At 55.4% G+C, this 25,074-nt stretch carries 27 protein-coding genes; 16 read left to right on the plus strand and 11 right to left on the minus strand.

Annotated elements, in window-relative coordinates; genetic code table 11:
* Window positions 1–21 precede the first annotated feature (21 nt).
* The 10 genes from fliJ to rcsA all read left to right on the plus strand — a co-directional run bounded on the left by fliJ (window position 22) and on the right by rcsA (window position 6,781).
* On the plus strand, window positions 22–465 hold the full coding sequence (gene fliJ, locus ABIE11_RS05315; protein ID WP_100779695.1) for a flagellar export protein FliJ: 444 nt from the start codon (window positions 22–24) through the stop codon (window positions 463–465).
* Window positions 462–1,682, plus strand: a complete 1,221-nt coding sequence (gene fliK / locus ABIE11_RS05320; RefSeq protein ID WP_429184100.1) for a flagellar hook length control protein FliK — start codon at window positions 462–464, stop codon at window positions 1,680–1,682. The genes fliJ and fliK overlap by 4 nt, the downstream gene beginning before the upstream one ends.
* 105 nt (window positions 1,683–1,787) lie before the next feature.
* Window positions 1,788–2,255 (plus strand): flagellar basal body-associated protein FliL, encoded by a 468-nt coding sequence (fliL, locus tag ABIE11_RS05325; RefSeq protein ID WP_100779693.1) that lies wholly within the window; start codon window positions 1,788–1,790, stop codon window positions 2,253–2,255.
* Between the two features lie 4 nt (window positions 2,256–2,259).
* Window positions 2,260–3,264, plus strand: coding sequence for a flagellar motor switch protein FliM (fliM, locus tag ABIE11_RS05330; RefSeq protein WP_107703323.1), 1,005 nt, complete (start codon window positions 2,260–2,262; stop codon window positions 3,262–3,264).
* Window positions 3,261–3,674 (plus strand): flagellar motor switch protein FliN, encoded by a 414-nt coding sequence (gene fliN / locus ABIE11_RS05335; protein ID WP_100779691.1) that lies wholly within the window; start codon window positions 3,261–3,263, stop codon window positions 3,672–3,674. Before fliM ends, fliN begins: the two co-directional genes overlap by 4 nt.
* A gap of 2 nt (window positions 3,675–3,676) precedes the next feature.
* Window positions 3,677–4,051, plus strand: a complete 375-nt coding sequence (gene fliO / locus ABIE11_RS05340; protein ID WP_107703322.1) for a flagellar biosynthetic protein FliO — start codon at window positions 3,677–3,679, stop codon at window positions 4,049–4,051.
* Window positions 4,051–4,788 (plus strand): flagellar type III secretion system pore protein FliP, encoded by a 738-nt coding sequence (gene fliP, locus ABIE11_RS05345; RefSeq protein WP_231275932.1) that lies wholly within the window; start codon window positions 4,051–4,053, stop codon window positions 4,786–4,788. The genes fliO and fliP overlap by 1 nt, the downstream gene beginning before the upstream one ends.
* A gap of 10 nt (window positions 4,789–4,798) precedes the next feature.
* A complete protein-coding gene (fliQ, locus tag ABIE11_RS05350) occupies window positions 4,799–5,068 on the plus strand; it encodes a flagellar biosynthesis protein FliQ (protein ID WP_039032550.1) in 270 nt (89 codons plus the stop codon).
* A gap of 8 nt (window positions 5,069–5,076) precedes the next feature.
* On the plus strand, window positions 5,077–5,871 hold the full coding sequence (fliR, locus tag ABIE11_RS05355; RefSeq protein ID WP_429184101.1) for a flagellar biosynthetic protein FliR: 795 nt from the start codon (window positions 5,077–5,079) through the stop codon (window positions 5,869–5,871).
* Between the two features lie 286 nt (window positions 5,872–6,157).
* Window positions 6,158–6,781, plus strand: a complete 624-nt coding sequence (rcsA, locus tag ABIE11_RS05360) for a transcriptional regulator RcsA (protein WP_100779687.1) — start codon at window positions 6,158–6,160, stop codon at window positions 6,779–6,781.
* Window positions 6,782–6,869: 88 nt separating this feature from the next.
* Here rcsA and dsrB read toward each other — a convergent pair whose 3' ends face one another.
* Window positions 6,870–7,064 carry a protein DsrB gene (gene dsrB / locus ABIE11_RS05365; RefSeq protein ID WP_181826524.1) on the minus strand — a complete coding sequence of 65 codons (195 nt, stop codon included), beginning with the start codon at window positions 7,062–7,064 and terminating at the stop codon, window positions 6,870–6,872.
* A 128-nt stretch (window positions 7,065–7,192) separates the two neighbouring features.
* Here dsrB and yodD point away from each other — a divergent pair, with 128 nt between their 5' ends.
* Both yodD and ABIE11_RS05375 read left to right on the plus strand, forming a co-directional pair.
* Window positions 7,193–7,420 carry a YodD family peroxide/acid resistance protein gene (yodD, locus tag ABIE11_RS05370; protein ID WP_100779685.1) on the plus strand — a complete coding sequence of 76 codons (228 nt, stop codon included), beginning with the start codon at window positions 7,193–7,195 and terminating at the stop codon, window positions 7,418–7,420.
* A 293-nt stretch (window positions 7,421–7,713) separates the two neighbouring features.
* Window positions 7,714–8,541, plus strand: coding sequence for a mannosyl-3-phosphoglycerate phosphatase-related protein (locus tag ABIE11_RS05375; RefSeq protein WP_429184102.1), 828 nt, complete (start codon window positions 7,714–7,716; stop codon window positions 8,539–8,541).
* Here ABIE11_RS05375 and dgcQ read toward each other — a convergent pair.
* The 3 genes from dgcQ to ABIE11_RS05390 all read right to left on the minus strand — a co-directional run bounded on the left by dgcQ (window position 8,508) and on the right by ABIE11_RS05390 (window position 11,498).
* Window positions 8,508–10,199, minus strand: coding sequence for a cellulose biosynthesis regulator diguanylate cyclase DgcQ (gene dgcQ, locus ABIE11_RS05380; RefSeq protein WP_312154500.1), 1,692 nt, complete (start codon window positions 10,197–10,199; stop codon window positions 8,508–8,510). The genes ABIE11_RS05375 and dgcQ overlap by 34 nt on opposite strands.
* 126 nt (window positions 10,200–10,325) lie before the next feature.
* Window positions 10,326–10,508, minus strand: a complete 183-nt coding sequence (locus ABIE11_RS05385; RefSeq protein WP_102104034.1) for a YodC family protein — start codon at window positions 10,506–10,508, stop codon at window positions 10,326–10,328.
* 78 nt (window positions 10,509–10,586) lie between these two features.
* Entirely contained in the window at window positions 10,587–11,498 is a 912-nt protein-coding gene (locus ABIE11_RS05390) for a DUF808 domain-containing protein (RefSeq protein WP_100779682.1), read from the minus strand.
* 177 nt (window positions 11,499–11,675) lie between these two features.
* Between ABIE11_RS05390 and yedA the strand changes: the two genes are divergently transcribed.
* Window positions 11,676–12,590 (plus strand): drug/metabolite exporter YedA, encoded by a 915-nt coding sequence (gene yedA, locus ABIE11_RS05395; RefSeq protein ID WP_429184103.1) that lies wholly within the window; start codon window positions 11,676–11,678, stop codon window positions 12,588–12,590.
* Here yedA and ABIE11_RS05400 read toward each other — a convergent pair.
* The 5 genes from ABIE11_RS05400 to ABIE11_RS05420 all read right to left on the minus strand — a co-directional run bounded on the left by ABIE11_RS05400 (window position 12,562) and on the right by ABIE11_RS05420 (window position 16,605).
* Entirely contained in the window at window positions 12,562–13,053 is a 492-nt protein-coding gene (locus ABIE11_RS05400; protein ID WP_194512952.1) for a very short patch repair endonuclease, read from the minus strand. The two genes, yedA and ABIE11_RS05400, sit on opposite strands and share 29 nt — an antisense overlap.
* On the minus strand, window positions 13,034–14,467 hold the full coding sequence (locus ABIE11_RS05405; protein ID WP_429184104.1) for a DNA cytosine methyltransferase: 1,434 nt from the start codon (window positions 14,465–14,467) through the stop codon (window positions 13,034–13,036). Before ABIE11_RS05405 ends, ABIE11_RS05400 begins: the two co-directional genes overlap by 20 nt.
* Before the next feature lie 49 nt (window positions 14,468–14,516).
* Window positions 14,517–15,212 (minus strand): phosphohydrolase, encoded by a 696-nt coding sequence (locus ABIE11_RS05410; RefSeq protein WP_100779679.1) that lies wholly within the window; start codon window positions 15,210–15,212, stop codon window positions 14,517–14,519.
* A gap of 48 nt (window positions 15,213–15,260) precedes the next feature.
* Window positions 15,261–15,530 (minus strand): cell division protein DrpB, encoded by a 270-nt coding sequence (gene drpB / locus ABIE11_RS05415; RefSeq protein WP_102104038.1) that lies wholly within the window; start codon window positions 15,528–15,530, stop codon window positions 15,261–15,263.
* 211 nt (window positions 15,531–15,741) lie between these two features.
* Complete coding sequence (locus tag ABIE11_RS05420) at window positions 15,742–16,605, minus strand: N-acetylmuramic acid 6-phosphate etherase (protein ID WP_429184105.1); 864 nt, start codon at window positions 16,603–16,605, stop codon at window positions 15,742–15,744.
* A 164-nt stretch (window positions 16,606–16,769) separates the two neighbouring features.
* Between ABIE11_RS05420 and ABIE11_RS05425 the strand changes: the two genes are divergently transcribed.
* Together ABIE11_RS05425 and dcuR are read left to right on the plus strand one after the other, a co-directional pair.
* The gene (locus ABIE11_RS05425; protein WP_102104040.1) at window positions 16,770–18,386 is read left to right on the plus strand and encodes a sensor histidine kinase; all 1,617 of its coding nucleotides are present in this window, start codon (window positions 16,770–16,772) and stop codon (window positions 18,384–18,386) included.
* Complete coding sequence (dcuR, locus tag ABIE11_RS05430; protein ID WP_100779675.1) at window positions 18,383–19,102, plus strand: two-component system response regulator DcuR; 720 nt, start codon at window positions 18,383–18,385, stop codon at window positions 19,100–19,102. Before ABIE11_RS05425 ends, dcuR begins: the two co-directional genes overlap by 4 nt.
* Here the strand turns inward: dcuR and ABIE11_RS05435 are convergent.
* Entirely contained in the window at window positions 19,083–20,048 is a 966-nt protein-coding gene (locus ABIE11_RS05435; RefSeq protein ID WP_429184106.1) for an FAD:protein FMN transferase, read from the minus strand. The genes dcuR and ABIE11_RS05435 overlap by 20 nt on opposite strands.
* Before the next feature lie 94 nt (window positions 20,049–20,142).
* Complete coding sequence (locus tag ABIE11_RS05440; RefSeq protein ID WP_102104042.1) at window positions 20,143–22,920, minus strand: flavocytochrome c; 2,778 nt, start codon at window positions 22,918–22,920, stop codon at window positions 20,143–20,145.
* A 616-nt stretch (window positions 22,921–23,536) separates the two neighbouring features.
* Here ABIE11_RS05440 and ABIE11_RS05445 point away from each other — a divergent pair.
* Window positions 23,537–25,045, plus strand: a complete 1,509-nt coding sequence (locus tag ABIE11_RS05445; protein WP_429184107.1) for an anion permease — start codon at window positions 23,537–23,539, stop codon at window positions 25,043–25,045.
* Window positions 25,046–25,074: the final 29 nt, after the last annotated feature.

The raw sequence follows: 25,074 nt of genomic DNA on the forward strand, positions 1-25,074 counted from the left end.
CACAGGTGGAGGGCGAAGATCATGGCGCAAAACAGCGCATTAGCTACGCTAAAAGATCTGGCTGAAAAAGAAGTTGATGATGCCGCACTGCAGCTTGGCGCAATGCGACGCGGATATCAGCAGGCTGAAGAACAGTTGACGATGTTAATCGACTATCAGCATGAATATCGCACCAACCTCAATACCGATATGACACAGGGCATTGGCAGCCAGCGCTGGATTAACTATCAGCAGTTTATTCAGACGCTGGAAAAGGCGATCGAGCAGCATCGCCAGCAGTTGTCCCAGTGGGACCAGAAAGTCGATAAGGCACTGAATTTCTGGCGAGAGAAAAAGCAGCGGCTCCAGGCCTGGACTACGTTACAGGACCGACAAACCGCCGCCACCCTGCTTGCCGAGAACCGCCTTGATCAGAAAAAAATGGATGAGTTTGCCCAGCGCGCATCAACGAGGAAACCGGAATGATCACACTGCAACAACTGCTGATGACCGACACTGACCTGTCCGGCGGTACGCAGACTGGAAAAGGCGCAGAAGGCGCGCATGATTTTCTCTCCCTGCTGGCGGGTGCGTTAAGCGACACCGCAGGCCAGGGTAAAGACGCGCCCATTACGCTGGCGTCCCTGAAAGCCGCCACCAGCAAGCTGTCGAAAGAGGCGATCCTCAAGGACGGCGATAGCGCTCTCCAGACGAAACTCGCCACTCTGCTGGCACGTCAGGATCAGCTCGTGGCCGATGACACGGCGCAGGACGCCCCTCTGCAAACGCTGGTGTCCGGGTTAATTCCTGCCACCCACGGCGATGCACTGAAAGCGCTGACGGCGAACGCGCAAAAAGATGACCTCAAAACAGATCTGAACGACGAAGAGCTGGCCGGGCTGAGTGCGCTGATGGCGATGTTACCGCATCAGCAAACGGCGACGGCGGCCGTTGCCCAGGCAGTTGATACCAATACAGTGGCAACGCAGCCGACAGCGGCACAGCCTGCTTCAGGACGCAGTTCACTGATGGATGTCGCTGATTTTTCGCTTCGCGGTAAAACTCAGGAAAACAGCGCCGATGCGGACAGCAACCCTCTTCCAGCCAGCGCGCAGCCGTTAACACCGGCAGCCGCAGCCTCTGCCGCGAAGCAGGAAGTCGCGAGTGCCGGTTCGGCGACGGCGCCAACCTCCACGCTTGCGCCAATTCTCGCCAGCAATATTACCGCCCCGCCTGCCGCAGCCGCCGCTCCCGCGCCGGTTATCAGCCAGCCGCTGGGGACACACGAATGGCAGCAGGCCGTCAGTCAGCACGTCACGCTGTTCACGAAACAGGGTCAGCAAAGCGCTGAACTGCGCCTGCATCCAGAAGATCTGGGACAAGTGCAAATTTCGCTTAAACTTGAAGATAACCAGGCACAGTTACAGATGGTTTCTGCCCACAGCAACGTACGTGCGGCGCTGGAAGCAGCGCTGCCTATGCTGCGCACGCAGCTGGCGGAGAACGGCATTCAGCTGTCGCAAAGCAACATCAGTAGTGAGAGCTTTGCCGGTCAGCAGCAGTCCTCTTCCCAGCAGCAACAGCAGGCTTCGCGCTCTGGTCAGCAGGGTGGATTTAACGACGACAACGATGAATTGCTGGTCACGCCTGCTGCACTGCAGTCCGCAGCACGTGGAAATGGCGCCGTAGACATCTTTGCCTAAACGCCAGAGGTAACGTGATTATCCCCGTCTTTTCCACGCTTTGACCAAAGCAGGACACGGGATAATCACTGTATTAGCTGTACCGAAACAGGATGCTCGAATCAGATGACTGACTCCGCTATCACCAAAAAAAGCAAGCGCTCCATCTGGGTCCCGCTGCTGGTGTTAATTACGCTCGCCGCTTGTGCGACCGCTGGCTATAGTTACTGGCGTTCACAGCAGGCGCCGTCAGCAGCTGCCGTTGCCGAACCCCCGCCGCCTCCGGCCCCGGTCTTTTTCGCACTGGATACGTTCACCGTTAACCTCGGTGATGCGGATCGCGTGCTGTACGTCGGCATTACCCTGCGCCTGAAAGATGACGCAACTCGCACCCGTCTGAGCGAATACCTGCCAGAAGTGCGCAGCCGCCTGTTACTGCTTTTCTCTCGTCAGGACGCCTCCGGGCTTGCCACCGATGACGGGAAGCAAAAGCTGGTCGAGGCCATCAAACAAACGCTGGCAGCGCCACTGGTAGCAGGTCAACCTAAGCAGGAAGTCACTGACGTTCTGTACACAGCATTTATCCTGCGGTAAAGACATGGGCGATAGTATTCTTTCTCAAGCGGAAATCGATGCGCTGCTCAATGGCGACAGCGATAAGAGTGATGAACCAATACCGGGACTGGGCGGCGAACCTGATATTCGCCCCTATGACCCGAATACCCAGCGTCGCGTGGTGCGCGAGCGCCTGCAGGCGCTGGAGATCATCAACGAACGTTTTGCGCGTCAGTTCCGTATGGGGCTGTTTAACCTGTTGCGTCGTAGCCCGGACATCACCGTCGGGGCGATTCGCATTCAGCCGTATCATGAGTTTGCCCGCAACCTGCCGGTGCCAACCAACCTTAACCTTATCCACCTGAAACCACTGCGTGGCACCGGGCTGTTCGTGTTTTCACCGAGCCTGGTCTTTATCGCGGTGGATAACCTGTTTGGTGGTGACGGTCGTTTCCCGACGAAGGTCGAAGGGCGCGAATTTACCCATACCGAGCAGCGTGTCATTAACCGCATGCTGAAGCTGGCGCTGGAATCCTACAGCGACGCATGGAAAGCGATTAACCCGCTGGAAGTGGAGTACGTCCGTTCGGAGATGCAGGTCAAATTCACCAACATCACCACGTCGCCGAACGATATCGTCGTCAATACGCCGTTCCACGTCGAAATCGGCAACCTGACCGGCGAATTTAATATTTGTCTGCCCTTCAGCATGATTGAACCTCTGCGTGAAGTGCTGGTAAACCCACCGCTGGAAAACTCGCGCAATGAAGATCAGAACTGGCGCGAGAATCTGGTGCGTCAGGTTCAGCACTCACAGCTTGAACTGGTGGCGAGCTTTGCGGATATCCCGCTGCGCCTGTCCCAGATCCTGAAATTACAACCCGGCGACGTTCTGCCGATAGAAAAACCCGACCGCATAATTGCCCATGTGGATGGCGTACCGGTATTGACCAGTCAGTACGGCACCGTTAACGGTCAATACGCGCTACGCGTTGAGCACTTGATCAATCCGATATTGAATTCGCTGAATGAGGAACAGCCCAAATGAGTGACATAAACAATCCGTCCGATGAAAACAGCGGAGCACTGGACGATCTGTGGGCTGATGCGTTAAACGAGCAACAGGCAACCCCGAGCAAAAGCGCGGCGGACGCGGTCTTTCAGCAGATAGGCGGCGGCGACGTCAGCGGTACGCTGCAGGATATCGATCTGATTATGGATATCCCGGTCAAGCTGACCGTGGAGCTGGGCCGTAGCCGTATGACCATCAAAGAGCTGCTGCGCCTGACGCAGGGTTCCGTGGTGGCGCTGGAAGGGCTTGCCGGTGAGCCGCTGGATATTCTGATCAACGGTTATCTGATTGCTCAGGGCGAAGTGGTAGTGGTGGCCGATAAATACGGCGTGCGTATCACCGACATCATCACCCCATCCGAACGCATGCGTCGTCTGAGCCGTTAAGCATGAAAACTCAGGCAACGGTATCACAGCCCTCTGCGGTTCCCGGCTCGCCGCTGCTTCAGGTGAGCGGCGCGCTGTTCGGTATTATTGCCTTTATTTTGATCGTCGCGTGGCTGGCTAAACGTTTTGGCCTGGCGGGTAAAACCGCCCACGCGCGCGGTCTTAAAGTGAGCGCCAGTACGTCGCTCGGCCCCCGCGAGCGCGTGGTGATCGTTGAAGTAGAAGATGCGCGCCTGGTATTGGGCGTGACGGCATCACAAATTACTGTGCTGCATAAACTGCCTCCTGCGCCGGAAACGGTGCCAGAGAACGCAGAGAGTCCAGCGGATTTTCAGTCCGTTATGAAGAGTTTGCTTAAGCGTTCCGGGAGATCCTGATGCGCCGTTTGTTGTCCCTTACGCTGGCAGGCCTCGCCCTGTTTACTCCCGCGGTCTATGCCCAATTACCCGGTCTGATTTCGACCCCCATTGCTGGTGGTGGTCAAAGCTGGTCCCTGCCGGTTCAGACGCTGGTGTTTATCACCGCCCTGACCTTTATCCCGGCCGTTCTACTGATGATGACCAGCTTCACCCGTATCATCATCGTCTTTGGTTTGCTGCGAAATGCGCTTGGTACGCCCTCCGCGCCGCCGAACCAGGTGCTGCTCGGATTAGCCCTGTTTCTGACCTTTTTTATTATGTCGCCGGTGATCGACAAGATATACGCCGACGCCTATCAGCCGTTCAGTGAAGACAAAATTTCCATGCAGGTGGCGCTCGAAAAAGGCGCTCAGCCGCTGCGAGAATTTATGCTGCGCCAGACCCGTGAAGCGGATTTAGCGTTGTTTGCTCGCCTGGCGAACACCGGCCCGATTCAGGGACCTGAAGCGGTGCCAATGCGCATTCTGCTGCCGGCTTACGTGACCAGCGAGCTGAAAACCGCGTTCCAGATTGGCTTCACCATTTTTATCCCGTTCCTGATTATCGACCTGGTGATCGCCAGCGTGCTGATGGCGCTCGGGATGATGATGGTGCCCCCCGCCACCATTGCCCTGCCCTTTAAGATCATGCTCTTTGTGCTGGTCGACGGCTGGCAACTGCTGGTCGGATCGCTGGCGCAGAGTTTCTACAGTTGAGGCACGCCGAATGACACCCGAATCGGTCATGATGATGGGCACGGAAGCGATGAAAGTCGCCATTTCCGTGGCCGCCCCTCTGCTGCTGGTGGCGCTGGTCACCGGTCTGGTCATCAGTATTTTGCAGGCCGCGACGCAGATTAACGAAATGACGCTCTCCTTCATTCCGAAAATCATCGCGGTTTTCGTGGCGATTATCATCGCCGGGCCGTGGATGTTAAACCTGTTGCTCGACTACATGCGCAACCTGTTTACCAATCTGCCGTACATCATCGGCTGATCGGCTGAATGCTACATTTCACCAGCGACCAGTTTGTACAGTGGCTCGGACTCTATTTCTGGCCGCTGCTGCGCGTGATGGCGCTGATCATGACCGCCCCTGTGCTGAGCGAAAAATCGATCCCCAAGCGCGTCAAAATTGGGCTGGGGATGCTGATTACCTTTGTGATTGCCCCTAATCTGCCGCCGGTCAATGTCGCGATTTTCTCCCCGCAGGCCGTCTGGCTTGCGCTACAGCAGGTGCTGATTGGCGTGGCGATTGGCTTTACCATGCAGCTGGCGTTTGCGGCCATCCGTACCGCCGGTGAGCTGATCGGCCTGCAGATGGGTCTGTCCTTCGCCACGTTCATTGACCCGGGTAGCCACCTCAACATGCCGGTGCTGGCTCGTATCATCGATATGCTGGCGCTGCTGCTGTTCTTAACCTTCAATGGCCACCTGTGGCTGATTTCGATGCTGGTGGATACCTTCCACACGCTGCCGATCGGCGGAAACCCGGTGAACAGCAATGCGTTTATGGCGCTGGTCCGTGCGGCCGGGCTGATTTTCCTCAACGGCCTGATGCTGGCGCTGCCGGTCATTACGCTTCTCCTGACCGTAAACCTCGCGCTCGGGTTACTGAACCGTATGGCGCCGCAGCTGTCGGTATTTGTCATTGGCTTCCCGATCACCTTAACCGTCGGCCTGATATTGATGGGCTTGTTAATGCCACTTATCGCCCCCTTCTGTGAACATTTATTTGGCGAACTGTTTAATCTTCTGGCCGATATTGTTCACGAGCTACCCAAGAATATTAATCCTTGATGTTTATATTGTCTCTCTAAGGATATTCTTAAAATAAAACATGAAAAACATCTACCAGGATATATCTGGTGCGGTTTATTTGTTTTTATGCCCTTCACATTACTCAACATTTACTTTACTTTAAGATGATTCCTGGCAAATTATACGTAACTTTACGGGATAGTGAGTTCGCCTGAAAGTCTTTGTATTGCTCACAGGTTTATACCTTTTATTCCATCCCGTATGGCTGTTTATGAGCTCTCAGGCAGATGGTGAATTATCGTTACGCATTGAGTGAGGGTATGCCATGTCAACGATCATTATGGATTTATGCAGTTACACCCGGCTAGGGCTAACCGGGTATCTGACCAGCAGAGGGGTTAAAAAGCGAGACATCAACGATGTTCATGATGTTGGCGAACTTGCAGCCGCTTGTGATACTTACAAGCCTGGCGTGGTGTTTATTAATGAGGACTGTTTCATTCACGATCCAGCCAACAGTCAGCACATTAAGCAGATCATTAATCAACATCCTAAAACCCTGTTTATTGTTTTTATGGCCATTGCAAATATCCATTTCGATGAATATTTGCTAGTGCGTAAAAACCTTTTAATCAGTTCTAAATCAATTAAGCCCGAGTCGCTGGATGACATTTTGGGTGATTATTTGAATAAAGAGACAAAGAGTGTAGCTGAGTTTAACTTACCCACGTTATCATTAAGCCGTACTGAATCGAGTATGCTGAGAATGTGGATGGCGGGACAAGGCACAATTCAAATCTCTGACCAGATGAATATCAAAGCAAAAACGGTATCGTCACATAAGGGTAATATTAAAAGGAAAATAAAAACGCATAATAAACAGGTCATCTATCATGTTGTTCGTCTGACAGATAATGTGACTAACGGTATTTTTGTCAATATGCGCTGATAATTTCACTCTTCACACATATCAATCTCTGGCCTGGCCAGAGATTTTTCGTTTTGGGCCGGGCGAGTTCTCCTCACCCGACACCGTCTTACTCAGATTCTGCTTTTTCCACAAAGATTCCGTCAGAGTGGCCAATCTCGTTAAAGAACCAGATGCCGAGCGGGTAATCTTCCAGCGACACCAGATACATGATGCCTTCGTTGAACTGTTCCACTGCCAGTACTACGCCTGGGCGGCGCGGTCCGCCGTCCGTCTTGACGGTGACCCGATCGTTGACCTTCATAAAATCCTCCTGTGGTTTTGAGCCAGTTTAGAACAAAACGCAGCAACTGGCAGCGGTTGCAAGAGTGAATGGCGCTTTTGTGGGCAGTCTATACTTAACGCTGGGAACGGCGAAATGAGGTATGAAGAATGAAGACCGCGAAAGAGTACAGCGACACGGCGAAACGTGAGGTGAACGTCGATGTCGATGCCCTGCTGGCCGCGATTAACGAAATCAGTGAGAGCGAAGTGAAGCGTGCGGAAGATGACCCTACGCGCGTGAGCATCGACGGACGGGATTATCACACCTACCGTGAGCTGGCCGAGGCGTTCGAATTAGACATTCATGATTTCAGTGTCAGCGAAGTGAATCGGTGAGGCGAAAAAAATCCCGGTCATGGGGATGACCGGGATCAAACTTGCTTATGCAAGAAGCACTTGTAAATTCGTTACACCAGGAAATCTGATGTGGGATTTACCTTATCCCCAATAAAATTGCATGACAAGGATATATTCCTTTCATAAATGCTATTTGCGGTAACTGTCAGTTTTGATTATGAATCGCGGCCCTTGCTCCATGCGGGTCGGCGGGATCGGTTCCGGAATCGGGACTGCTTATGCAAAATTTGTTTTAGGATTAATCTCAGGCACAACACCTTTCAGGAGATGCTATGTCCCTATTTAAGGAGACGCTGCTGATTTTTACCGACCTCGACGGTACGCTGCTGGATATTCATACCTATGACTGGCGCCCCGCCACGTCCTGGCTGAATAAATTGCAGGACCATCAGATTCCGGTCATTTTATGCAGCAGCAAAACGGCTGCCGAAACGCTCGAAATTCAGCAGGATTTGGGGCTGGAAGGGTTGCCCTTTATCGCCGAAAACGGCGCGGTTATTCAGCTCGACGTACGCTGGGACGATCACCCCGACGCGCCGCGCCTGATTAACGGGACACCACACACTGAGATTCGCCGTCTGATTGATCCGATACGTGAGCGCACCGGGTATAAATTCACTACCTTCGATGATGTCGATGAACGGGTCATCGGGGAATGGACCGGGCTTAACCGCGAGCGCTCAGCGCTGGCGCGACTGCATGAAGCCTCGATTACCCTTATCTGGCGCGACAGCGATGAGCGTATGACGCAGTTTGAAGCCGAACTGGTCCAGCTCGGCCTGAAGTTCGTGCAGGGAGCACGGTTCTGGCACATTCTGGACGCGCGCGGCGGTAAAGATCAGGCGGTGAACTGGCTGATCGACGAGTACCGCAAACGCGAGGGATTTGTTCCCACCACCATCGGGCTGGGAGATGGCCCGAATGACGCCCCGCTGCTCGATAACGTCGATTACGCCGTGGTGGTAAAAGGCATTAACCGTTTCGGCATTCAGCTGCAGGATGACATTCCTGAGCGGGTCTATCATACCACCCAACCAGGACCGGATGGCTGGAGTGAAGGACTCGATCATTTCTTATCGGCATCGCGCCACATCACCTGATTTCTCCCCTGCTGCTTCGCCAGGTAGAGGCGCATATCAGCAATGGATTGCAGCTGCGGGAAGTCGTAATTACCGTTCTCCTCCGTACTGCTCACCCCGAGCGAGGCGCTGATCCGCGTGGTGGTACTCTTCATCACCAGAATCTCTTTGCGATTGATACAGGCGCGAATACGCTCGGCGACATTTGCCGCCTCCTGCGTCGTGGCCCCTGGCAGCACCACGCAAAACTCTTCGCCACCGACACGCCCGGCCACGTCGCTGGTGCGTAACGCGCTGGCGATCAGCCCGGCTGCGTGGCACAACACTTTATCGCCCGCCTGGTGGCCGAATCTGTCGTTAATGCTTTTGAAATGGTCCAGATCGATCTGAATCACGGAGAACGGCAATTTCTGCTGGCGGCACTCTTCGGCCAGCACCTTCGCCCGTTCGAACAAAGCACCGCGATTGTTCAGGCGCGTCAGCGGGTCGTGCCACGCCTGCCACTGCAGGGAATGTTGCATCCGGTACATGTTGCTGACCATCCGGCGAATCACCAGCCAGGAAATCAGCAGCATCGCCGTAAAGAGCGCCCACAGCAGGGCCAGCGCAATGCTGATGCTACCGAACTCACCGTTAACGCCCTCCTGCAGGGTATGAACCCGCAGCACCACGCCATCAAAATGATCGAGGCGCTCCCAGCTGACATAGCGCGAATTCAGTCGAATCCCCCCTTCCGTGTCGCCTTCGATGGCGTGGGCAATTTGCGCCCGCTCGCGCTCGTCAAACTGATTCACCAGGCCGTCCGGCGGCTCGGAGGTGGTGATCAGGTTGAGGCGGCTGTCGTAAAGCTGATACTCGCCGTCCGTGCGCTTATCGACGGCTTCCGTCAGCAGTTGCTTCATGGTCGGGAGGGTGAAATCCATCGCCAGCACGCCGTACCAGTAGTGGTCCAGATAGACCGGCAGGCTGGCGGTGATCACCCGCTCTTCCTGCGCCCCGGATACCGGCGCCATAAACCAGCGCACGCCGCGCGCGCGGTTTTGCCGCTCGGTCTGCTCGGTAAACCACGGGCGCGTCACCAGCTCGTAATAACGCGAGATCAGGGTGTGATTGAGCGGTGAGGGATCTGTTGAGAGGAAAAACCCCGCCCGCGAGACGTACGAGACGCGCCGCTCTTTACCGGTGGTCGAGGTGGCGAGACGCAGTAAATACCCCACCTCCAGCGCGGCGGAGAGTTCGTTGCCGATGCGCTGATTATCCCGCGCCAGCAAAGTCGTGCGCGCCACCGTCGCGTCTGAGACGCCGCTAATGGGCAAGGTGCGCTGCTGGTCGACATCCAGCTGCCAGAAGGGGTCGGTGCGCAGGCGGTTGAAGCTGGTTACCGCATCGTGCAACACGCGAAAGCCGAGCGGCGTTTGCAGCGCATCGCCCATGCTGTGACGAAAAAAGAGCAGTTTATCAATGCTGAACTGAAGCTGTCGGTCGAGGGAGTTGGCGACATTTTCCAGATGGTTTTGCTGGCTTGAGATGTACGCCTCTTCAAGCACCACCACTTCGCGCCAGGTCAGGATCGTAGAAAAAATGAGGACAACCAAAAAACAGAGATTAACAATTTTTCCCGGATGATGGCGTAACCGTTCCAGAAATTGCTTTTTTGCTTTATAGACATCGCGCTGCACAGACACTCCCTGCTGAAATCTTGCATCATCCGCTTATAACCCAACGCCGCGGTTCGATATCTTAAGACAAGCACTGCGCAGGACGATAGTCAACAAAAACGCCCGGACATGCCGGGCGTTGCGTGATTAAGCCGTGTCGCGACGCTGTCGTCCGTCACCAGGCAGAAGCTCGTCTTCACGAAACGCTTCCCGCTTGATGCCGTACCCGTCGTACCACCGGCACTCCACCATACCGCTGGAATAGCCGGTGACAATCATTGGTGGACCACCCTTTTTTGACTTAACTTCATCACTGACCACAAAGACCATACCCGCCTCCTGTATCAGGGTGAAACTGTTTCAATCTAGACGAGGAATGGCATTTTTGCATAGTGACGCAGGGAACAATTAGTGCGAAACCCCGCGCAGCTTTTCGATGCCCTTCACGGCGGCAATCACGATGGCGCCAATAATGAAGCCAATCACCAGGTTAGCGATCATCGGTGCTATCGCTGCCACCACCGCTCCGTATTCAGCGGAGAAATGTTCAATGGCGTGATGCAGCGGTGGAATACCGTGTACCACAATCCCACCGCCGACGAGGAACATCGCCAGGGTGCCGATAATGGTGAGTGATTTCATCAGCCATGGCGCCAGTACCAGCAGACCCTTACCTACCGCTTTTGCCAGCGCGTTGGATTTTTGCTCAAGCCAATAGCCCATGTCGTCCAGTTTCACGATCACACCCACCAGGCCATACACGCCTACGGTGACCAGAATCGCGATACCGGAAAGAACCAGCACCTGGTTAAGCAGCGGCGATTCCGACACGATCCCAAGGGTGATCGCCACGATTTCAGCCGAGAGGATAAAGTCCGTGCGAATGGCCCCTTTCACCTTATCGCGCTCGAAAGCTTGCGGGTCCTTCGCCGCGAGCGCTTCCAGGCGCTGCTGACGCGCCTGCGGGGTCTCTGCGTCTTTATGGGAACCGAAGGAGTGCAGCACTTTCTCGACGCCTTCGTAACAGAGGAACGCCCCGCCAATCATCAGCAGCGGCGTAATGGCCCAGGGGATAAAGGCGCTGATCAGCAGAGCCAGCGGCACCAGAATCACTTTATTGATAAAGGACCCTTTCGCCACGCTCCACACCACCGGCAGCTCACGGTTGGCGCGCACGCCCGTCACCTGCTGCGCGTTAAGAGATAAATCATCCCCCAGCACCCCAGCCGTTTTCTTCGCGGCCAGTTTTCCCATCACTGAAATGTCATCCAGCAAGGTGGCAATATCATCAAGCAATGTTAATAAGCTACTTCCTGCCAAAATCTGATCCTTCTTATTTTGATAATTAAGTGAATAGTATGGAGCAAAAAGCGAAACCCTGAAACAGGCAGCTCAAGTCAACAAATAATTCACATCAGAGACACAATTAAAGGACTCGCCAGCCCGATAGTTTTCACGTTTACTGTATGCGACCTTTTTATATCGCGGTGAAGGATTATGCGTTTTCGGCAATTATTACCCCTTATAGGAGCGCTGTTTTCGCTCTACATCATCTGGGGTTCGACCTATTTTGTGATTCGTATCGGCGTGGAGAGTTGGCCACCGCTGATGATGGCTGGCGTGCGTTTTCTCTCTGCCGGTGTGCTGCTTTTGACATTTCTCCTGCTGCGCGGGCATAAACTCCCACCGCTGCGCCCGATGTTAAACGCCGCACTGATCGGCCTGCTGCTGCTGGCCGTCGGTAACGGCGGTGTGACGGTGGCCGAGCACCAGAACGTCCCCTCCGGTATTGCGGCGGTAGTGGTCGCCACGGTGCCGCTGTTTACCCTCTGCTTTAGCCGACTGTTCGGCATCCGCACCCGCAAGCTGGAGTGGATGGGGATCGCCATAGGTCTGGCGGGCATTGTTCTGCTCAACAGCGGCGGGAACCTGAGCGGTAATCCGTGGGGCGCGGTGCTGATTCTGATTGGCTCCCTGAGCTGGGCATTTGGCTCCGTTCTGGGTTCACGAGTGGAACTGCCTTCCGGCATGATGGCCGGTGCCATAGAGATGCTGGCGGCGGGCATTGCGCTGCTTTTCGTCTCCACCGTGAGCGGTGAAAAACTGACTACGATGCCGACGCTGTCCGGTTTCCTGGCGGTCGGTTATCTGGCAATTTTTGGCTCGATTATCGCGATCAACTCATACATGTTCCTGATCCGCAACGTCAGCCCTGCCGTTGCGACCAGCTACGCCTACGTCAACCCGGTGGTAGCCGTATTGCTGGGGACGACCTTTGCGGGAGAAGTGCTCTCATCCGTCGAATGGATAGCGCTGGGGGTGATTATTATGGCGGTGGTACTGGTGACGCTCGGAAAATACCTGTTCCCGGCGAAACCGACCGTTACCCCGTGTGAGGTGGAAAAGCAGTAAACGCGTGAATGCCTTTTGTGTCGATCTGCGCGGTTTGACCGCCGCCGCAGATCCACTCCTCCAGCCGCTCGGTCAGCGCGGCATCATCGAGTTTCAATCTGCCCCGCAGGGCACATTCCCAGACAATCAACACGCGCCAGCCCTGCGCCATCAGCGTAGTGATATCACGCTGGTCACGCGCCACGTTCTTGCCGATTTTGGTCAGCCAGAATTCGGTGCGCGTCGCCGGGACTTTAAACAGATAACAGTCGTGATGGTGCCAAAAACAGCCGTGGGTAAAGATAATGCATTGATAATCGTCGAGGACGAAATCAGGGCGGCCTGCCAGGGCCGCATCCTGCACGCGATATGCAAAGCCGCTGTGGGTTAAAAGCCCTGCCAGCCGTTTTTCAATCGCGGTGTCACGCGTGCCAATGGCACGCATGTTTTTGCTGCGCGTCGCCTTATTGTGCACATCCGTCATTGACGGCCTCGCTCAGGCGTAATTTGACAGCCAGTTGAATTCGCGACTCGAGCAGTTTTGCCACCGCCGCAAACGCAGGCACCACCACGGAGTTACCGAACTGGCGATAGGCCTGGGTATCAGAAACCGGAATGCGGAAGCGGTAACCCTGAGGCGATTCGAAGCCCATCAGGCGCGCGCATTCGCGCGGCGTTAAGCGGCGCGGACGATGGCGCTGGTTCTCCGGGTCGTCAAAATTCACTTCTCCGAGCGCTTTATCCCAGCCGCGATCGATCAGGATCTCGGCTCCGTCCTTGTAATAACGGGCCGACAGCGTGCGGGTGACGCTGTGCGGATTGGTCGGGTCGACCATGCCGAAACCAAAGCCGTTGCCTTTCGCCTGATGCTTTTTGGCATAGCGGTAGAGATATTTCCACAGTACCGGCGTGAGGATAAATTTGGCGTCCACCACCGGCTCCAGCAGTTCGGCCACGGAAGGACGATGCGCCGGATAGCGCGACGGAATATCGCGCAGCGTAAAGTTGCCTTTCAGGTTCAGGTCGCGGCGAAAGCCCACCAGCACAATGCGCTCGCGGTGCTGCGGCAGGAAGTATTTGCCGTCGATAATCTTGGGATCATCGGCACCCATATCCTGTGCATCCGCCACGTCGTAGCCCAGTTCATCCAGCGTTTGCATGATAATGCGGAAGGTTTTTCCGCCGTCGTGGCTTTTCAGGTTCTTGACGTTTTCCAGCACAAAAATCGGCGGACGACGGGCATCGATAATCCGCACAACATCAAAAAACAGCGTGCCCTGCGTATCGCAGGCAAAACCGTGTGCCCGCCCAAGGGCATTCTTTTTCGACACGCCAGCCAGCGAAAACGGCTGGCAAGGGAAGCCAGCCAGCAACACATCATGCTGAGGAATATTTTGTCGGATATGCTCCGCCGCCTCTGCATCGCTGACGCCCGCTTTGTGGCTTAAGGTCACATCGCGAATGTCTTCGTTAAAATGGTGGGCATGCGGATCGCAGTACCAGTTGGCTTTATAGGTGCGTACCGCGTGTTTGTTCCATTCGCTGGTAAAGACACACTGACCGCCGATGGCCTCGAATCCGTTGCGGATCCCGCCGATACCGGCGAACAGGTCGACAAAGCGGAAAGCATAATTGGGATGAATGGCTGGCGGGCGCGGCAGCAGATTTTGCAGGTAGCTGAATTCCCGCTCGCTAAGACGGTGCCCTGCCCGCTCGCTGGTGACCAGTCGCTTCAGGATCGCAGGACTCCAGTGGCTTTCACCTTGCGCATTCAGGTCATTGACCAGCGTTTTCGCATCATAGATGGTCAGCAGTTTGCTTAATAACGCCTGCACCGTGGCCGTGGATTTCTCTGCCAGCAGAAGTGCGGGCGGTATCACTGATCGTTTTTCCTGCATACCTTTAACCGGGCAAAAGAGACTGGGGACAGATTACCATAGTTCGACGCTACAGACTGCGCTGGAATCGGCTCAGCACCTGCGCATCGCTGCCGAGACAATCGCCCTGCAGCTCCGCGCTGAGTTTCGCCATAAACTGCACCAAAAAGTGCGCGTTATGATTCGCCAGTTCGCGCCCCATTTCGGTTTGCATGGTCTCTGGCAGACGCAGCAGTTTGGTCTGGAAATGGTCGAGGGCAAACTGTTTGTCGTTAAGTTCGCGCTCATCCGCAAAGGGATCGTCGGCATCAAACAGCGCCACGCCAAGCGCTCCCGAAACGGCAAAGACGCGCGCCAGACCAATCGCACCGAGTGCTTCCAGCCGGTCGGCGTCCTGAACAATTTTGGCTTCAAGGGTTTGCGGCGCAATCCCGGCGCTGAAGCTGTGGGCTTCGATGGCATGTTCCAGGGCGGGAAAGCGATCCGCCGGGAAATCCGGGAAAAAATCAGTGAGGATTTGCCGGGTTTTGCGCGCCGCCAGCCGCGAGGAGTGGCTGCGTTCCGGATGATTTTTCGGCAGGCTGACAATGTCATGGAAATAACAGGCCGTCAGGACGACCAGCGCGTCGACGGGTTGCCCCACCATCATGCGCTGCGCCGTCATCCACACGCGGCGGAAATGCGAAATGTCATGGGCCGCATCATCCGTGGCGTGGTGTTCCGTTAACCAGGTTTCGTAGCGTTGGGGCCAGTGGGCAAGTTCCATGCTCTCTCCTTCACAAAACGCTCACCTTAACAATTTTCCGTCGGCCATTCACTCGTTGTCGCCGCGCGGGCGCGTGTACCAGGCGATCCCGCCCAGTATCAGGCCCACCGCCCCGAGCACCAGAAAACCGAGAAACGCACCGATCCACTTCCCGCTGGTTGAACCTAAATCGCCCTCGACAACCATATCCGGCGCAGACGGAATTTTGCTGACCACCCATAAATAGCGGAGCATTGCCCAGGCAAAGTACCCGCAAAATGCGTAAAACGCCCACAGGGCGAGCTTGCCTCCCAGGCCTCGAGTCGTGTTTTGTTCCATGTTTAACCTTTACTGCAGCGGTAACGACGTTACTGCTTTCACATTGCACGTTCAAAAGTGTGAATAAAGTCACATTTTGGCACTGTTTTTGTCGTCAGGCGACGGTAAAGGTGAAGGGATTTACCTTAAGTTGATCGCACGCAATTAATCATCAGAATCTCAAAAACATAAAAGGCCGCATCTGCGACCTTTTTGTTCACCACCTCAGGATTTACGGCGCTTCCTGCAACGCCACGCGAATAAATCCATTGTTCTGTTCGAGCAATTCACGGGCCTGCCAGGCGTCCAGACCGGTCAATACCATCAGCACGGCGGTCTTACAGTGGTGATTGCAGCTCTCCAGCGCCGCTTTAGCGACGGCACGCGTGCCGCCACCCGCTTCCATCACAATCGCAATTTGTCGTTCGGCCCATTTGGTGCTTTTTGCTTCCAGATCCACGCGCATATTGCTGTAAACCCGGCCCGTGCGAACGGCTAATCCCGTCGCAATCATATTGAGGATCAGTTTTTGCGCCATCCCCGCTTTGGCATTCGTAAAGCCCGCTACCGCGTCTGGCCCGGTTTGCGGCGCAATGACCATACTCGCCAGCTGTGCCGCTTCGCTTTGTGCGTCATGCGTAATGATGGCGACCGGCGATCCCAGTGACCAGGCGTGGCGCATCGCCCCCCAGACCCACGGCGTTTTGCCGCTGACAGAGAGCGCCAGCATCATGTCGTGATCGCCAAAATTCATCGCCTGCAGATCGGCCACACCGCGATCGTAGTTTCCCGCGCCGTCTCCGGCATCAAGACCCATCACCGGGTGTTTGCCCGGCGCAAACTCCAGCGCCGCATGCAGCGCCGCACGGCCGGAGGCCCCGGCACCGACAATAAACAGCCGTCCGCCGTGGCTCAGTGTAGCCGCCGCGTTATCGACCACACGGGCAATGACGGGTAAGAAGGGAGTAATAGAATCGGTAATGCACTTATCATCCTGATGAATCACATTCAGCATGTCCAGGGTCGACAACCTGTCGATATCCGCCGTATCCGCGTGGCGTCTTTCCGTGACCAAACCGTTCAGCTTAACGCTCATAAACTGCTCCTTATTTATGAATTCCCCCACACTATAAAGTGTTTTATATGGATGACCTGCGAGGGGGGTCACGAAAAGGCGAGCATTCGTCAGCTTTTACATCGCTTTAAGAAAGCGCCGTCATCAGCGATAATTACCCCTTTATAATTATCCACGGGGTTTCGATGAGCGATTTGCAGCCTTTAGCCATGACGCGCAAGCGCCCGATGAAGCTCAATACCCTGGTCACGCTGATGGTGTGCAGCGTGATTGGGTCGGTATTGCTGGTGACGTTCGCGCTCTACTTTATGCAGGTCACCCGCGCCACGCGCGACGGCGTCAAAGATACCGCGCTGGCCATCGCCCGTACCCTCGCCGACAGCCCGGATGTGAAACGCGGCCTGCAACACTCGCCGGAAAACAGCCCCATCCAGTCCGTCTCTGATGCGATCACTCGCCGCAACGATTTGCTTTTCGCGGTTGTCACCAACATGCAGGGCGTACGCTACTCTCACCCGAACAACACCCTGCTCGGCAAACGCTTTATCGGCGACGACATCAAACCCGCGCTGGAAGGGAAGGAGAACGTCTCGGTCAACCACGGCGTGCTGGCCGAAGCGCTGCGCGTATTCACGCCGGTGTACGACGATAATCACCAGCAGATTGGCGTGGTCGCTGTCGGGATTTCCCTCAACAAAGTCGATGAACAGATAAGCCGCAGCCGCTGGGGGGCGATCTGGACGGTGCTCTTCAGCGCGCTAATGGGTACGCTCGGCACCTGGGGGCTGGTCCATCTGCTCAAGCGGATTTTGTTTGGGCTGGAACCCTATGAAATCTCCGCCCTGTTTGAACAGCGTCAGGCGATGCTCCAGTCTCTGAAAGAGGGGGTGATTGCCGTCGACAGTCAAGGGCGCGTGACCATGATTAACCACGCCGCCCGCCAAATCCTGCTCCTGCCCGCCAGCAGCACCGATGAGCCGCGCCACATGCCGATGCTCGCCTCCCTGCGCCGGGTGTCGCAAACCGGAAAAGCCCTGCAGGATCAGGAGATCGACTGCAACGGACGTCTGCTGCTGTGTAACACCTTTCCGGTCAGAAGCCAGAATTCAGTGATTGGGGCGATCAGCACCTTTCGCGACAAGACCGAGGTTCGCGAGCTGATGCAGCGCATGGATGGCATGGTGAGCTATGTCGACGCCCTGCGCACGCACTCCCATGAGTTTATGAATAAGCTGCACGTGATCCTCGGCCTGCTGCACATGAAGCGCTACGACAAGCTCGAAGAGTACGTCATTCAGACCGCGCAGAATTATCAGACCGATATCGGCGCTATTCAGCATAAAATTAAATCACCGGTCATCGCCGGGTTCCTGCTCGGTAAAATCAACCGCGCCAAGGAAGCGGGGTTTACCCTGACGCTGGCCGACGAGTGTCAGGTGCCGGACACGCCGAATACGGAACAGGTGACGGTGCTGATTACCGTGCTGGGTAATTTGATCGAAAACGCACTGGATGCGATGACCGGCCAGCCTGAGGGCGAAGTGGGTCTGCTGATGCATTATCAACATGGCTGGCTCAGCTGTGAAATCAGCGATGACGGGCCGGGTATCGATCCTGCGCAGCTGGAACATATTTTTACGAAGGGCTTTTCCACGAAGGGTGAAAATCGCGGCGTGGGGCTTTTCCTTGTTCGCCAGCAGCTCGAAAAACTGGGCGGTGAGATTGCCGTCGAATCCGAGCCTGGCGTATTTACTCAATTTTTTGTACAGATCCCCTGGGATAGCGAGAGGAAAATCGCGTGATAAATGTCTTAATTGTCGATGATGATGCCATGGTGGCCGACCTGAACCGTCTGTACGTTAACCGGGTTGAGGGGTTTAGCTGCTGCGGCGTAGCCTCTACGCTGAATCAGGCCGAAGCGGTGATTAATAATCCTGCACAGCCTGTCGATCTGGTTCTGCTGGATGTCTATATGCAGCAGGACAACGGTCTCGACCTGCTGCCGGTGATTCGCGCTTCTGGCCGCCCGATTGATGTGATCATGATTTCGTCGGCGTCTGATGCCACGACCATTCAGACGTCGATGCACTACGGCGTGGTGGATTATCTGATCAAACCTTTCCAGTTCCCGCGTTTTGAAGAGGCGCTGAACGGCTGGAAGGAGAAGAAGCAGCTGATGGGCTCGCATCAGTATTATGAGCAGGCCGATGTGGATCGTTTGCTGCACGGCGGCGCGCCGGAGCTGGCAGACAGCAAGCGTCTGCCGAAGGGCTTAACCCCGCAGACGCTGCGCACCATTTGCCAGTGGATTGAAGCCCATCCCGACACCGAGTTTTCCACCGACGATCTGGCGAACTCAGTGGGTATTTCCCGCGTTTCGTGCCGTAAATATCTGATCTGGCTGGCGCAGATTAATATTCTGTTCACCAGCATTCACTATGGTGCGACGGGGCGTCCGGTGTATCGCTACCGGCTGCAGCCGGAGCAGGCGGGTCTGCTCAAACAATATTGCCAGTAAGGCGATAGCGATTGTCCAGAAGCGTGAAGCGGAAATGCTTCATGGAGGAGAGCACCACCTCTTTCGTTTTGGTGACAAACACCGCTTCAATATCAGGCCGCGCGCGCAGCGCGGCACAGCCCTTCTCCACGCCCATCCCGTAAATCAGCGTGGTCCAGATATCCCCGTCGATGGAGTTCGTCGAGATAATGGTGACGCTATCGAGTTCGTTATCCAGCGGATAGCCCGTGCGCGGGTTCAAAATATGGTGGTAGCGCTTGCCGTCGCATTCGAAGAAGCGTTCGTAGGTACCCGATGTCACCACCGACTTATTCTCCACCGTCAGTGTACCGACCAGCTCATCGGCCCCGCCGAAAGGCGTTTTGATGCCGAGGGTCCAGCCCCCTTCCGGCGCGCCGAGCGTCTGAATATTGCCGCCGAGGTTAATCAGGCCGAGGGTTTCCCCCTCTTTGCGCAGGTAATCGCGCACCCTGTCGGCAATGTAGCCTTTGGCGATGGCCCCGAGATCGATCTCCATGCCCGATTTGGTCAGGAATACGCTGCTGGCCGTATCGTCGAGTAAAACATCAGCCGGATCGGTCAGCACCATCAGCGCTGCGATCTCCTCTGCGGGCGGCACGCTGTCGCCCTGAAACCCAATCTTCCAGCGTTTCACCAGCGGGCCGATGGCCAGATTGAAGGCGCTGTTTTCCAGTGTGCTTGCGGCCTTCGCGACGCGGATCAGCTCATACACCGCACGGCTGACGCTGACGGGGTGTTTCCCGGCAGCCTGGTTGATGTCCATCACCTGCGACGGTGCGCGGTTGACGGTCAGGAGATCTTCGTACTGTTTGATGAGGCGAAATACGCGAGATGCGAGGGCTTCGTTATTCGAAAAGAGCTTCAAAAGAATGGGGGAGCCCATGAGTGTGGCGGAATAGCTGTAGACACGATGGTCGTCAGACATGGAATCGCTCCTCGGTTAGAGTGCCGGATGGCGCTGCGCGTATCCGGCCGACAAAACCGTGCCCGGCAAGCGCAAGCGCCACCGGGCATTGAGACTACTGTTTTGCGCGCATCGCGGCGTGGTGTCCGGCAAGGGTACCAAAAATAATGATATCTGCCACTGCGTTACCGCCGATACGGTTGCCGCCGTGGATACCGCCGACCACTTCACCCGCCGCGAAGGCACCCGGAATGACCTGGTGTTCGCCGTTCAGCACGCAAGTTTCGGTGTTGATGGTCACGCCGCCCATGGTGTGGTGCACGCCCGGTGCGATACGAATGGCATGGAACGGGCCTTCGTTGATCGGGGCGCGCAGCGCAGTGGTGCGACCAAAATCATCGTCGTGCTGTTTTTCCACAAAGCCGTTGTAGCGCTCCAGGGTGTCGAGGAAGGTGTGGTAATCCATCCCGAGGGTTTCGGCCAGCGCTTTTGGCGAGCTGGCGCTGGTCACCAGGCCTTTGGCAATGTACTCATCCGCCGCTTTGTTTTTCGCGCGAACATGCTCATCAAAGACGATGTAAGCGTATTTCTCAGGCAGCGCGATAATCTGCGCCGAGACTTTATCGCGAGTCTCCATTTCGTTGAAGAAACGGCTGCCCTTCTGGCTCACCAGGATAGCGCCGCCACCACGGATAGATTCGGAAATCAGGTACGAGGTGTTTTGCTCAACGGTCGGGTGAATCTGAATTTCGCCCATATCGACGGTGCCTGCGCCAATACGTTCCAGCAGCGCGATACCGCCACCGGTAGCCCCTTTATGGTTGGTGGTAACGAAACCGTCCAGATCCGGACGATATTTCACGACCATGCTGCTGTTGGCGCTGAAACCGCCGGTCGCCATCACAATGCTGCGGGTGGCCACGGTCAGGGTTTCGTTCTCTTCGGTGGTCAGACGTACGCCGGTCACTTCGCCATTTTCCACGATAATGTCACTCACGGAGGTATCGAGCATCACCTCGATGTGGCGTTTGTTGACATTACGCACCAGGCCGCTAATCAGGTAGCCACCCACCGCAGAACCATCTTTTGGACGGTGGGTACGGTCGATGCTCATCCCACCCGTGGTGGTGATGTCATTCAGCATGATCCCGCGCGTTGCCAGCCATTCGATCGCCTCTGGTGCGTTTTCGACAAAGCGACGCAGCAGTTCCGGGTTGTTCTTGTTATGGCCGCCTTTCAGGGATTCCTGGTAAAACAGTTCTTTGCTGTCCTGGATGCCTTTTACGCGCTGGAAGCGGGTTTCTGCGGCGTTCATCCCGGCAGAAGCTTTAATGGTGTTCCCGCCGATGGTCGGCATTTTCTCGACAATCAGGACGCTTGCCCCTTCGTCGTGAGCCTGAATCGCCGCCGCCAGACCGGCACCCCCGCTGCCGACAACCACCACGTCAAATGCTTTGGCAGCGTTCGGGTCGACGCCCTCTTCTGCCGCCAGCACTTTACTCGATTTGACCATCGCTTTAGATACCGCTTTTTTCACGGCTTCACTCTGGCTGGTCGCGCCGGTGATGGCGTCCACGTGCGGAGTGTTCGCGTCGAGAATGCGGCTGCGGATCTCTTCGAAGCTAGAGATGAACTCAACGTCCTGCGTTGGGCCAGACGCCAGTTCGATGTCGGCAATACGGTCGGTTTCGAGGCTGACGTTAATCACCAGTTCGTTGGTGTCATCCTGCACCGTTTCGACAAACACACCCGCTTTGAATTTTGATTCGCCCATGCTCATGTCGCGAATCATCGCTTCCACCAGTGAGAAGCGCCACAGCGGCTCAGGGATATGCAGCGCTTCACGCTGGGTGCTGTCCATAAACAGCTCCAGAGTTTCGCCGTCACGGATGCGGTCGGTCCAGTCCGGATAGGCGATGGTCGCGCGACCCACAGCAATCAGATCGTAACCGTGGTCCAGCGCCTCGTTAACGTCTGCGGCGTTCACAACACCACCCACACCCATCACCGGAATTTGCGCGAGCGTTTCGGAACGCATGGCGTGGTATTTCTCGATCAAAGGGGTTGGGTCTTGCGTATCTACGATGGACGGACGCAGCGTTGCACCCACGGAGAAGTGCAGGTAATCCAGGCCACGGGCGGCCAGTTTTTCCAGCAGGTACAACGTGTCGTCAAAACGGATGCCCGGAACTTCCATCTCTTCCGGCGAGAAGCGATAGCCGATAATAAAAGCGTCGTCGGCGTACTGACGGACCATTTTATGGGTGATATCCAGGACCGCCAGCGGGAATCTGGCGCGGTTGTCACGGCTGCCGCCCCACTCGTCGTCGCGCTGGTTGGAGTTCGGGGAGTAAAACTGCTGGATCAGATAGGTGTTTGCACCGTGAATTTCGACGCCGTCGAAGCCCGCCTGAATCGCACGACGAACCGCTTCACCGAATTTCCCGATCATGCCTTCGACTTCTTCGCCGGTTAATGCTACCGGGGTCGCGGCACCTTCACGCGGTGCGGCCACGGCGCTTGGGCCGACAGGGGTACGGCCACCAATCAGTTTCGGGTCCACCATGCGGCCGCCGTGGTAGATCTGCAGCAGCGCTTTAGAGCCTTTGGATTTGATGGCCTCGGCAATTTTTGCCAGCCCGGCGATTTTCTCGTCGTTGTCGATACCGATGGCGCCGGGGAAAGCCAGACCCAGATCGTCAACAAAACAGCACTCAACAATGATGGTGCCGATGCTGCCGGAGCGCGCGCGGTAGTATTCCACCAGCTCGCTGGTCACCGTGCCGTCGTAATAACCGGTGCAGGTGGTCATCGGCGCCATCAACAGACGGTTTTTGAGTTCGGTACCATTCGGTAAGGTGAAAGGACTAAGAATTCGTTCGTTAGTGCTCATAATAGAAACTCCAAACTTTTAAAATTGAAATCTGAGAATTCTTTATCGGATTATGTTCTGGTTAATTTTTTTGCCGATGTCATGGTATTAATATAACGCTATTTTTAGTTACTAAAGTTATTACGTTAGTTAATAAACTATTTAATCCCTGCAATAACATTATTACTACATTGGTGTTATTGATATTAGGATACCGCGTTCACAATAATATCAATTCCGTTAACGTTTTCATTACTTTACTTGCGGGAGGATGGATCAAATAAGCATATGATTTATATGTACTTTTTAATTGAATATCGTTTGCGTAAAATATCAACCCCGTCAAATAAAACCTATCAAACGGATAATATCCACATAACTCAATAGGGTTATTAAAATATGGATAAAAATAACACTGCAATTCTATTTTATTGATCGCGATCAATTCCACTGGCCTCTAAAGGCGCACTATATAAACATCATCAATTTTTAATTTAACGCCTCCAAAAGCGCGCTAAATAGCTATTCAAGAAATAACTTGAAAGCACTTTAAATAACTAAAGAAAGCAAAGTAATTAAAAAAGTCGCGATGTTATTTCTGCTAAACCGAATTTTTGACAACTTAAGAAGCAAACCTATGAATGATAAAACAGCTGTAACGCCCCCAGTGGCGAGCAAGCCAAAAGACGGAAGCAACAAACGTCTGCTGATGATGGCACTGCCCATTATTGTCGCAGTGCTCCTCCTGTTTGTGCCGGTTCCTGAAGGGTTACCGCCTTATGCCTGGCACTACTTCGCTATCTTCGTTGGGGTGATCGTTGGTCTGATCTTCGAACCGCTGCCAGGCGCCGTGATTGGCCTCACCGGGGTCGTCGCCATCGCCCTGTGCAGCCAGTGGGTGCTGTTCAGCCCGGAACAGCTGGCTGACCCGAAATTCAAGCTGGCAGGTGCCTCCTTTAAATGGGCGGTGAGCGGCTTCGGTAACTCCACTGTCTGGCTGATTTTCGGTGCCTTTATGTTTGCCGCGGGCTACGATAAAACCCGTTTTGGCCGCCGTCTGGCGCTGATTCTGGTGAAATATCTTGGCCGCCGCAGCCTGACGCTGGGTTATGCAATCACCTTCGCGGACCTGCTGCTGGCCCCGTTCACACCGTCTAACACGGCGCGTAGCGGCGGGACTATCTACCCGATCATCGCTAACCTGCCGCCGCTGTATGGTTCAAAACCGAACGACCCAAGTGCGCGTAAAATTGGCTCCTACCTGATGTGGGTGGCCATCACCGCCGCCTGTATCACCAGCTCCATGTTCCTCTCTGCGCTGGCGCCAAACCTGCTCGCTCTGGCACTGGTGAAAAGCATCGTCGGGATCAACATCTCCTGGGGCACCTGGTTCATTGCCTTCCTGCCGGTGGGTGTGCTGCTGATTCTGGTGATGCCGCTGCTGGCCTACTGGTTTTATCCGCCAGAAGTGAAAATCAACGACGAAGTGCCGCTGTGGGCGTGTCGTGAGCTGGAGAAACTGGGCATACTGTCGCGCAATGAAATTCTGCTGCTGGTCTTTGTCTGCTGTGCGCTGATGATGTGGATTTTCGCCGCCGCGTGGATTGAACCTGCGCTGGCCGCCCTGCTGATTGTTGGCCTGATGCTGTGGACCGGCGTGCTGGAGTGGAACGATATCACCGGCAACAAAGCCGCGTGGAACACCTTTGTCTGGTTCGCCACTTTGGTGGCCCTTGCAGACGGCCTCTCTTCCACCGGTTTCATCGCCTGGCTGGGTAAAGAAGGCGGCCTGCTGATGAGTGGTATCTCGCCGGGTGTCGCAACGGTGGTCCTGCTGCTGGCGTTCTACCTGCTGCACTACCTGTTTGCCAGCACCACCGCGCACACCACAGCGCTGCTGCCTGCGATGCTGACCATCGCCGCCACCATTCCGGGTATTAACATGGAAGTGTTCGTCCTGCTGATGGTGACCTCTCTGGGTATCATGGGGATCATCACCCCATACGGCACCGGCCCAAGCCCGATTTACTACGGGAGCGGCTACCTGCCAACCAAAGACTACTGGCGCCTCGGCACCATCTTTGGCGCCATCTTCCTGGCGGCCCTGCTGCTGATTGGTTATCCGTGGATGTCCATGATGTTCTGATTCATAACCGCCGGAGGGCACCCTCCGGC

The organism is Lelliottia sp. 489 (assembly GCF_050435885.1).
Classification (GTDB): Bacteria; Pseudomonadota; Gammaproteobacteria; order Enterobacterales; family Enterobacteriaceae; genus Enterobacter; species Enterobacter nimipressuralis.

What these genes read in the sequence shown, in the direction of transcription:
- ABIE11_RS05445 (WP_429184107.1), top strand. Translation starts at nt 23,537, where the DNA reads ATGAATGATAAAACAGCTGTAACGCCCCCAGTGGCGAGCAAGCCAAAA.
- fliK (WP_429184100.1), top strand. Translation starts at nt 462, where the DNA reads ATGATCACACTGCAACAACTGCTGATGACCGACACTGACCTGTCCGGC.
- yedA (WP_429184103.1), top strand. Translation starts at nt 11,676, where the DNA reads ATGCGTTTTCGGCAATTATTACCCCTTATAGGAGCGCTGTTTTCGCTC.
- fliM (WP_107703323.1), top strand. Translation starts at nt 2,260, where the DNA reads ATGGGCGATAGTATTCTTTCTCAAGCGGAAATCGATGCGCTGCTCAAT.
- fliR (WP_429184101.1), top strand. Translation starts at nt 5,077, where the DNA reads ATGCTACATTTCACCAGCGACCAGTTTGTACAGTGGCTCGGACTCTAT.
- dsrB (WP_181826524.1), bottom strand. Translation starts at nt 7,064, where the DNA reads ATGAAGGTCAACGATCGGGTCACCGTCAAGACGGACGGCGGACCGCGC.
- ABIE11_RS05400 (WP_194512952.1), bottom strand. Translation starts at nt 13,053, where the DNA reads ATGACGGATGTGCACAATAAGGCGACGCGCAGCAAAAACATGCGTGCC.
- fliN (WP_100779691.1), top strand. Translation starts at nt 3,261, where the DNA reads ATGAGTGACATAAACAATCCGTCCGATGAAAACAGCGGAGCACTGGAC.
- fliJ (WP_100779695.1), top strand. Translation starts at nt 22, where the DNA reads ATGGCGCAAAACAGCGCATTAGCTACGCTAAAAGATCTGGCTGAAAAA.
- ABIE11_RS05405 (WP_429184104.1), bottom strand. Translation starts at nt 14,467, where the DNA reads ATGCAGGAAAAACGATCAGTGATACCGCCCGCACTTCTGCTGGCAGAG.
- fliO (WP_107703322.1), top strand. Translation starts at nt 3,677, where the DNA reads ATGAAAACTCAGGCAACGGTATCACAGCCCTCTGCGGTTCCCGGCTCG.
- ABIE11_RS05375 (WP_429184102.1), top strand. Translation starts at nt 7,714, where the DNA reads ATGTCCCTATTTAAGGAGACGCTGCTGATTTTTACCGACCTCGACGGT.
- ABIE11_RS05385 (WP_102104034.1), bottom strand. Translation starts at nt 10,508, where the DNA reads ATGGTCTTTGTGGTCAGTGATGAAGTTAAGTCAAAAAAGGGTGGTCCA.
- drpB (WP_102104038.1), bottom strand. Translation starts at nt 15,530, where the DNA reads ATGGAACAAAACACGACTCGAGGCCTGGGAGGCAAGCTCGCCCTGTGG.
- ABIE11_RS05420 (WP_429184105.1), bottom strand. Translation starts at nt 16,605, where the DNA reads ATGAGCGTTAAGCTGAACGGTTTGGTCACGGAAAGACGCCACGCGGAT.
- ABIE11_RS05440 (WP_102104042.1), bottom strand. Translation starts at nt 22,920, where the DNA reads ATGAGCACTAACGAACGAATTCTTAGTCCTTTCACCTTACCGAATGGT.
- fliP (WP_231275932.1), top strand. Translation starts at nt 4,051, where the DNA reads ATGCGCCGTTTGTTGTCCCTTACGCTGGCAGGCCTCGCCCTGTTTACT.
- ABIE11_RS05435 (WP_429184106.1), bottom strand. Translation starts at nt 20,048, where the DNA reads ATGTCTGACGACCATCGTGTCTACAGCTATTCCGCCACACTCATGGGC.
- ABIE11_RS05425 (WP_102104040.1), top strand. Translation starts at nt 16,770, where the DNA reads ATGAGCGATTTGCAGCCTTTAGCCATGACGCGCAAGCGCCCGATGAAG.
- rcsA (WP_100779687.1), top strand. Translation starts at nt 6,158, where the DNA reads ATGTCAACGATCATTATGGATTTATGCAGTTACACCCGGCTAGGGCTA.
- fliL (WP_100779693.1), top strand. Translation starts at nt 1,788, where the DNA reads ATGACTGACTCCGCTATCACCAAAAAAAGCAAGCGCTCCATCTGGGTC.
- fliQ (WP_039032550.1), top strand. Translation starts at nt 4,799, where the DNA reads ATGACACCCGAATCGGTCATGATGATGGGCACGGAAGCGATGAAAGTC.
- yodD (WP_100779685.1), top strand. Translation starts at nt 7,193, where the DNA reads ATGAAGACCGCGAAAGAGTACAGCGACACGGCGAAACGTGAGGTGAAC.
- ABIE11_RS05410 (WP_100779679.1), bottom strand. Translation starts at nt 15,212, where the DNA reads ATGGAACTTGCCCACTGGCCCCAACGCTACGAAACCTGGTTAACGGAA.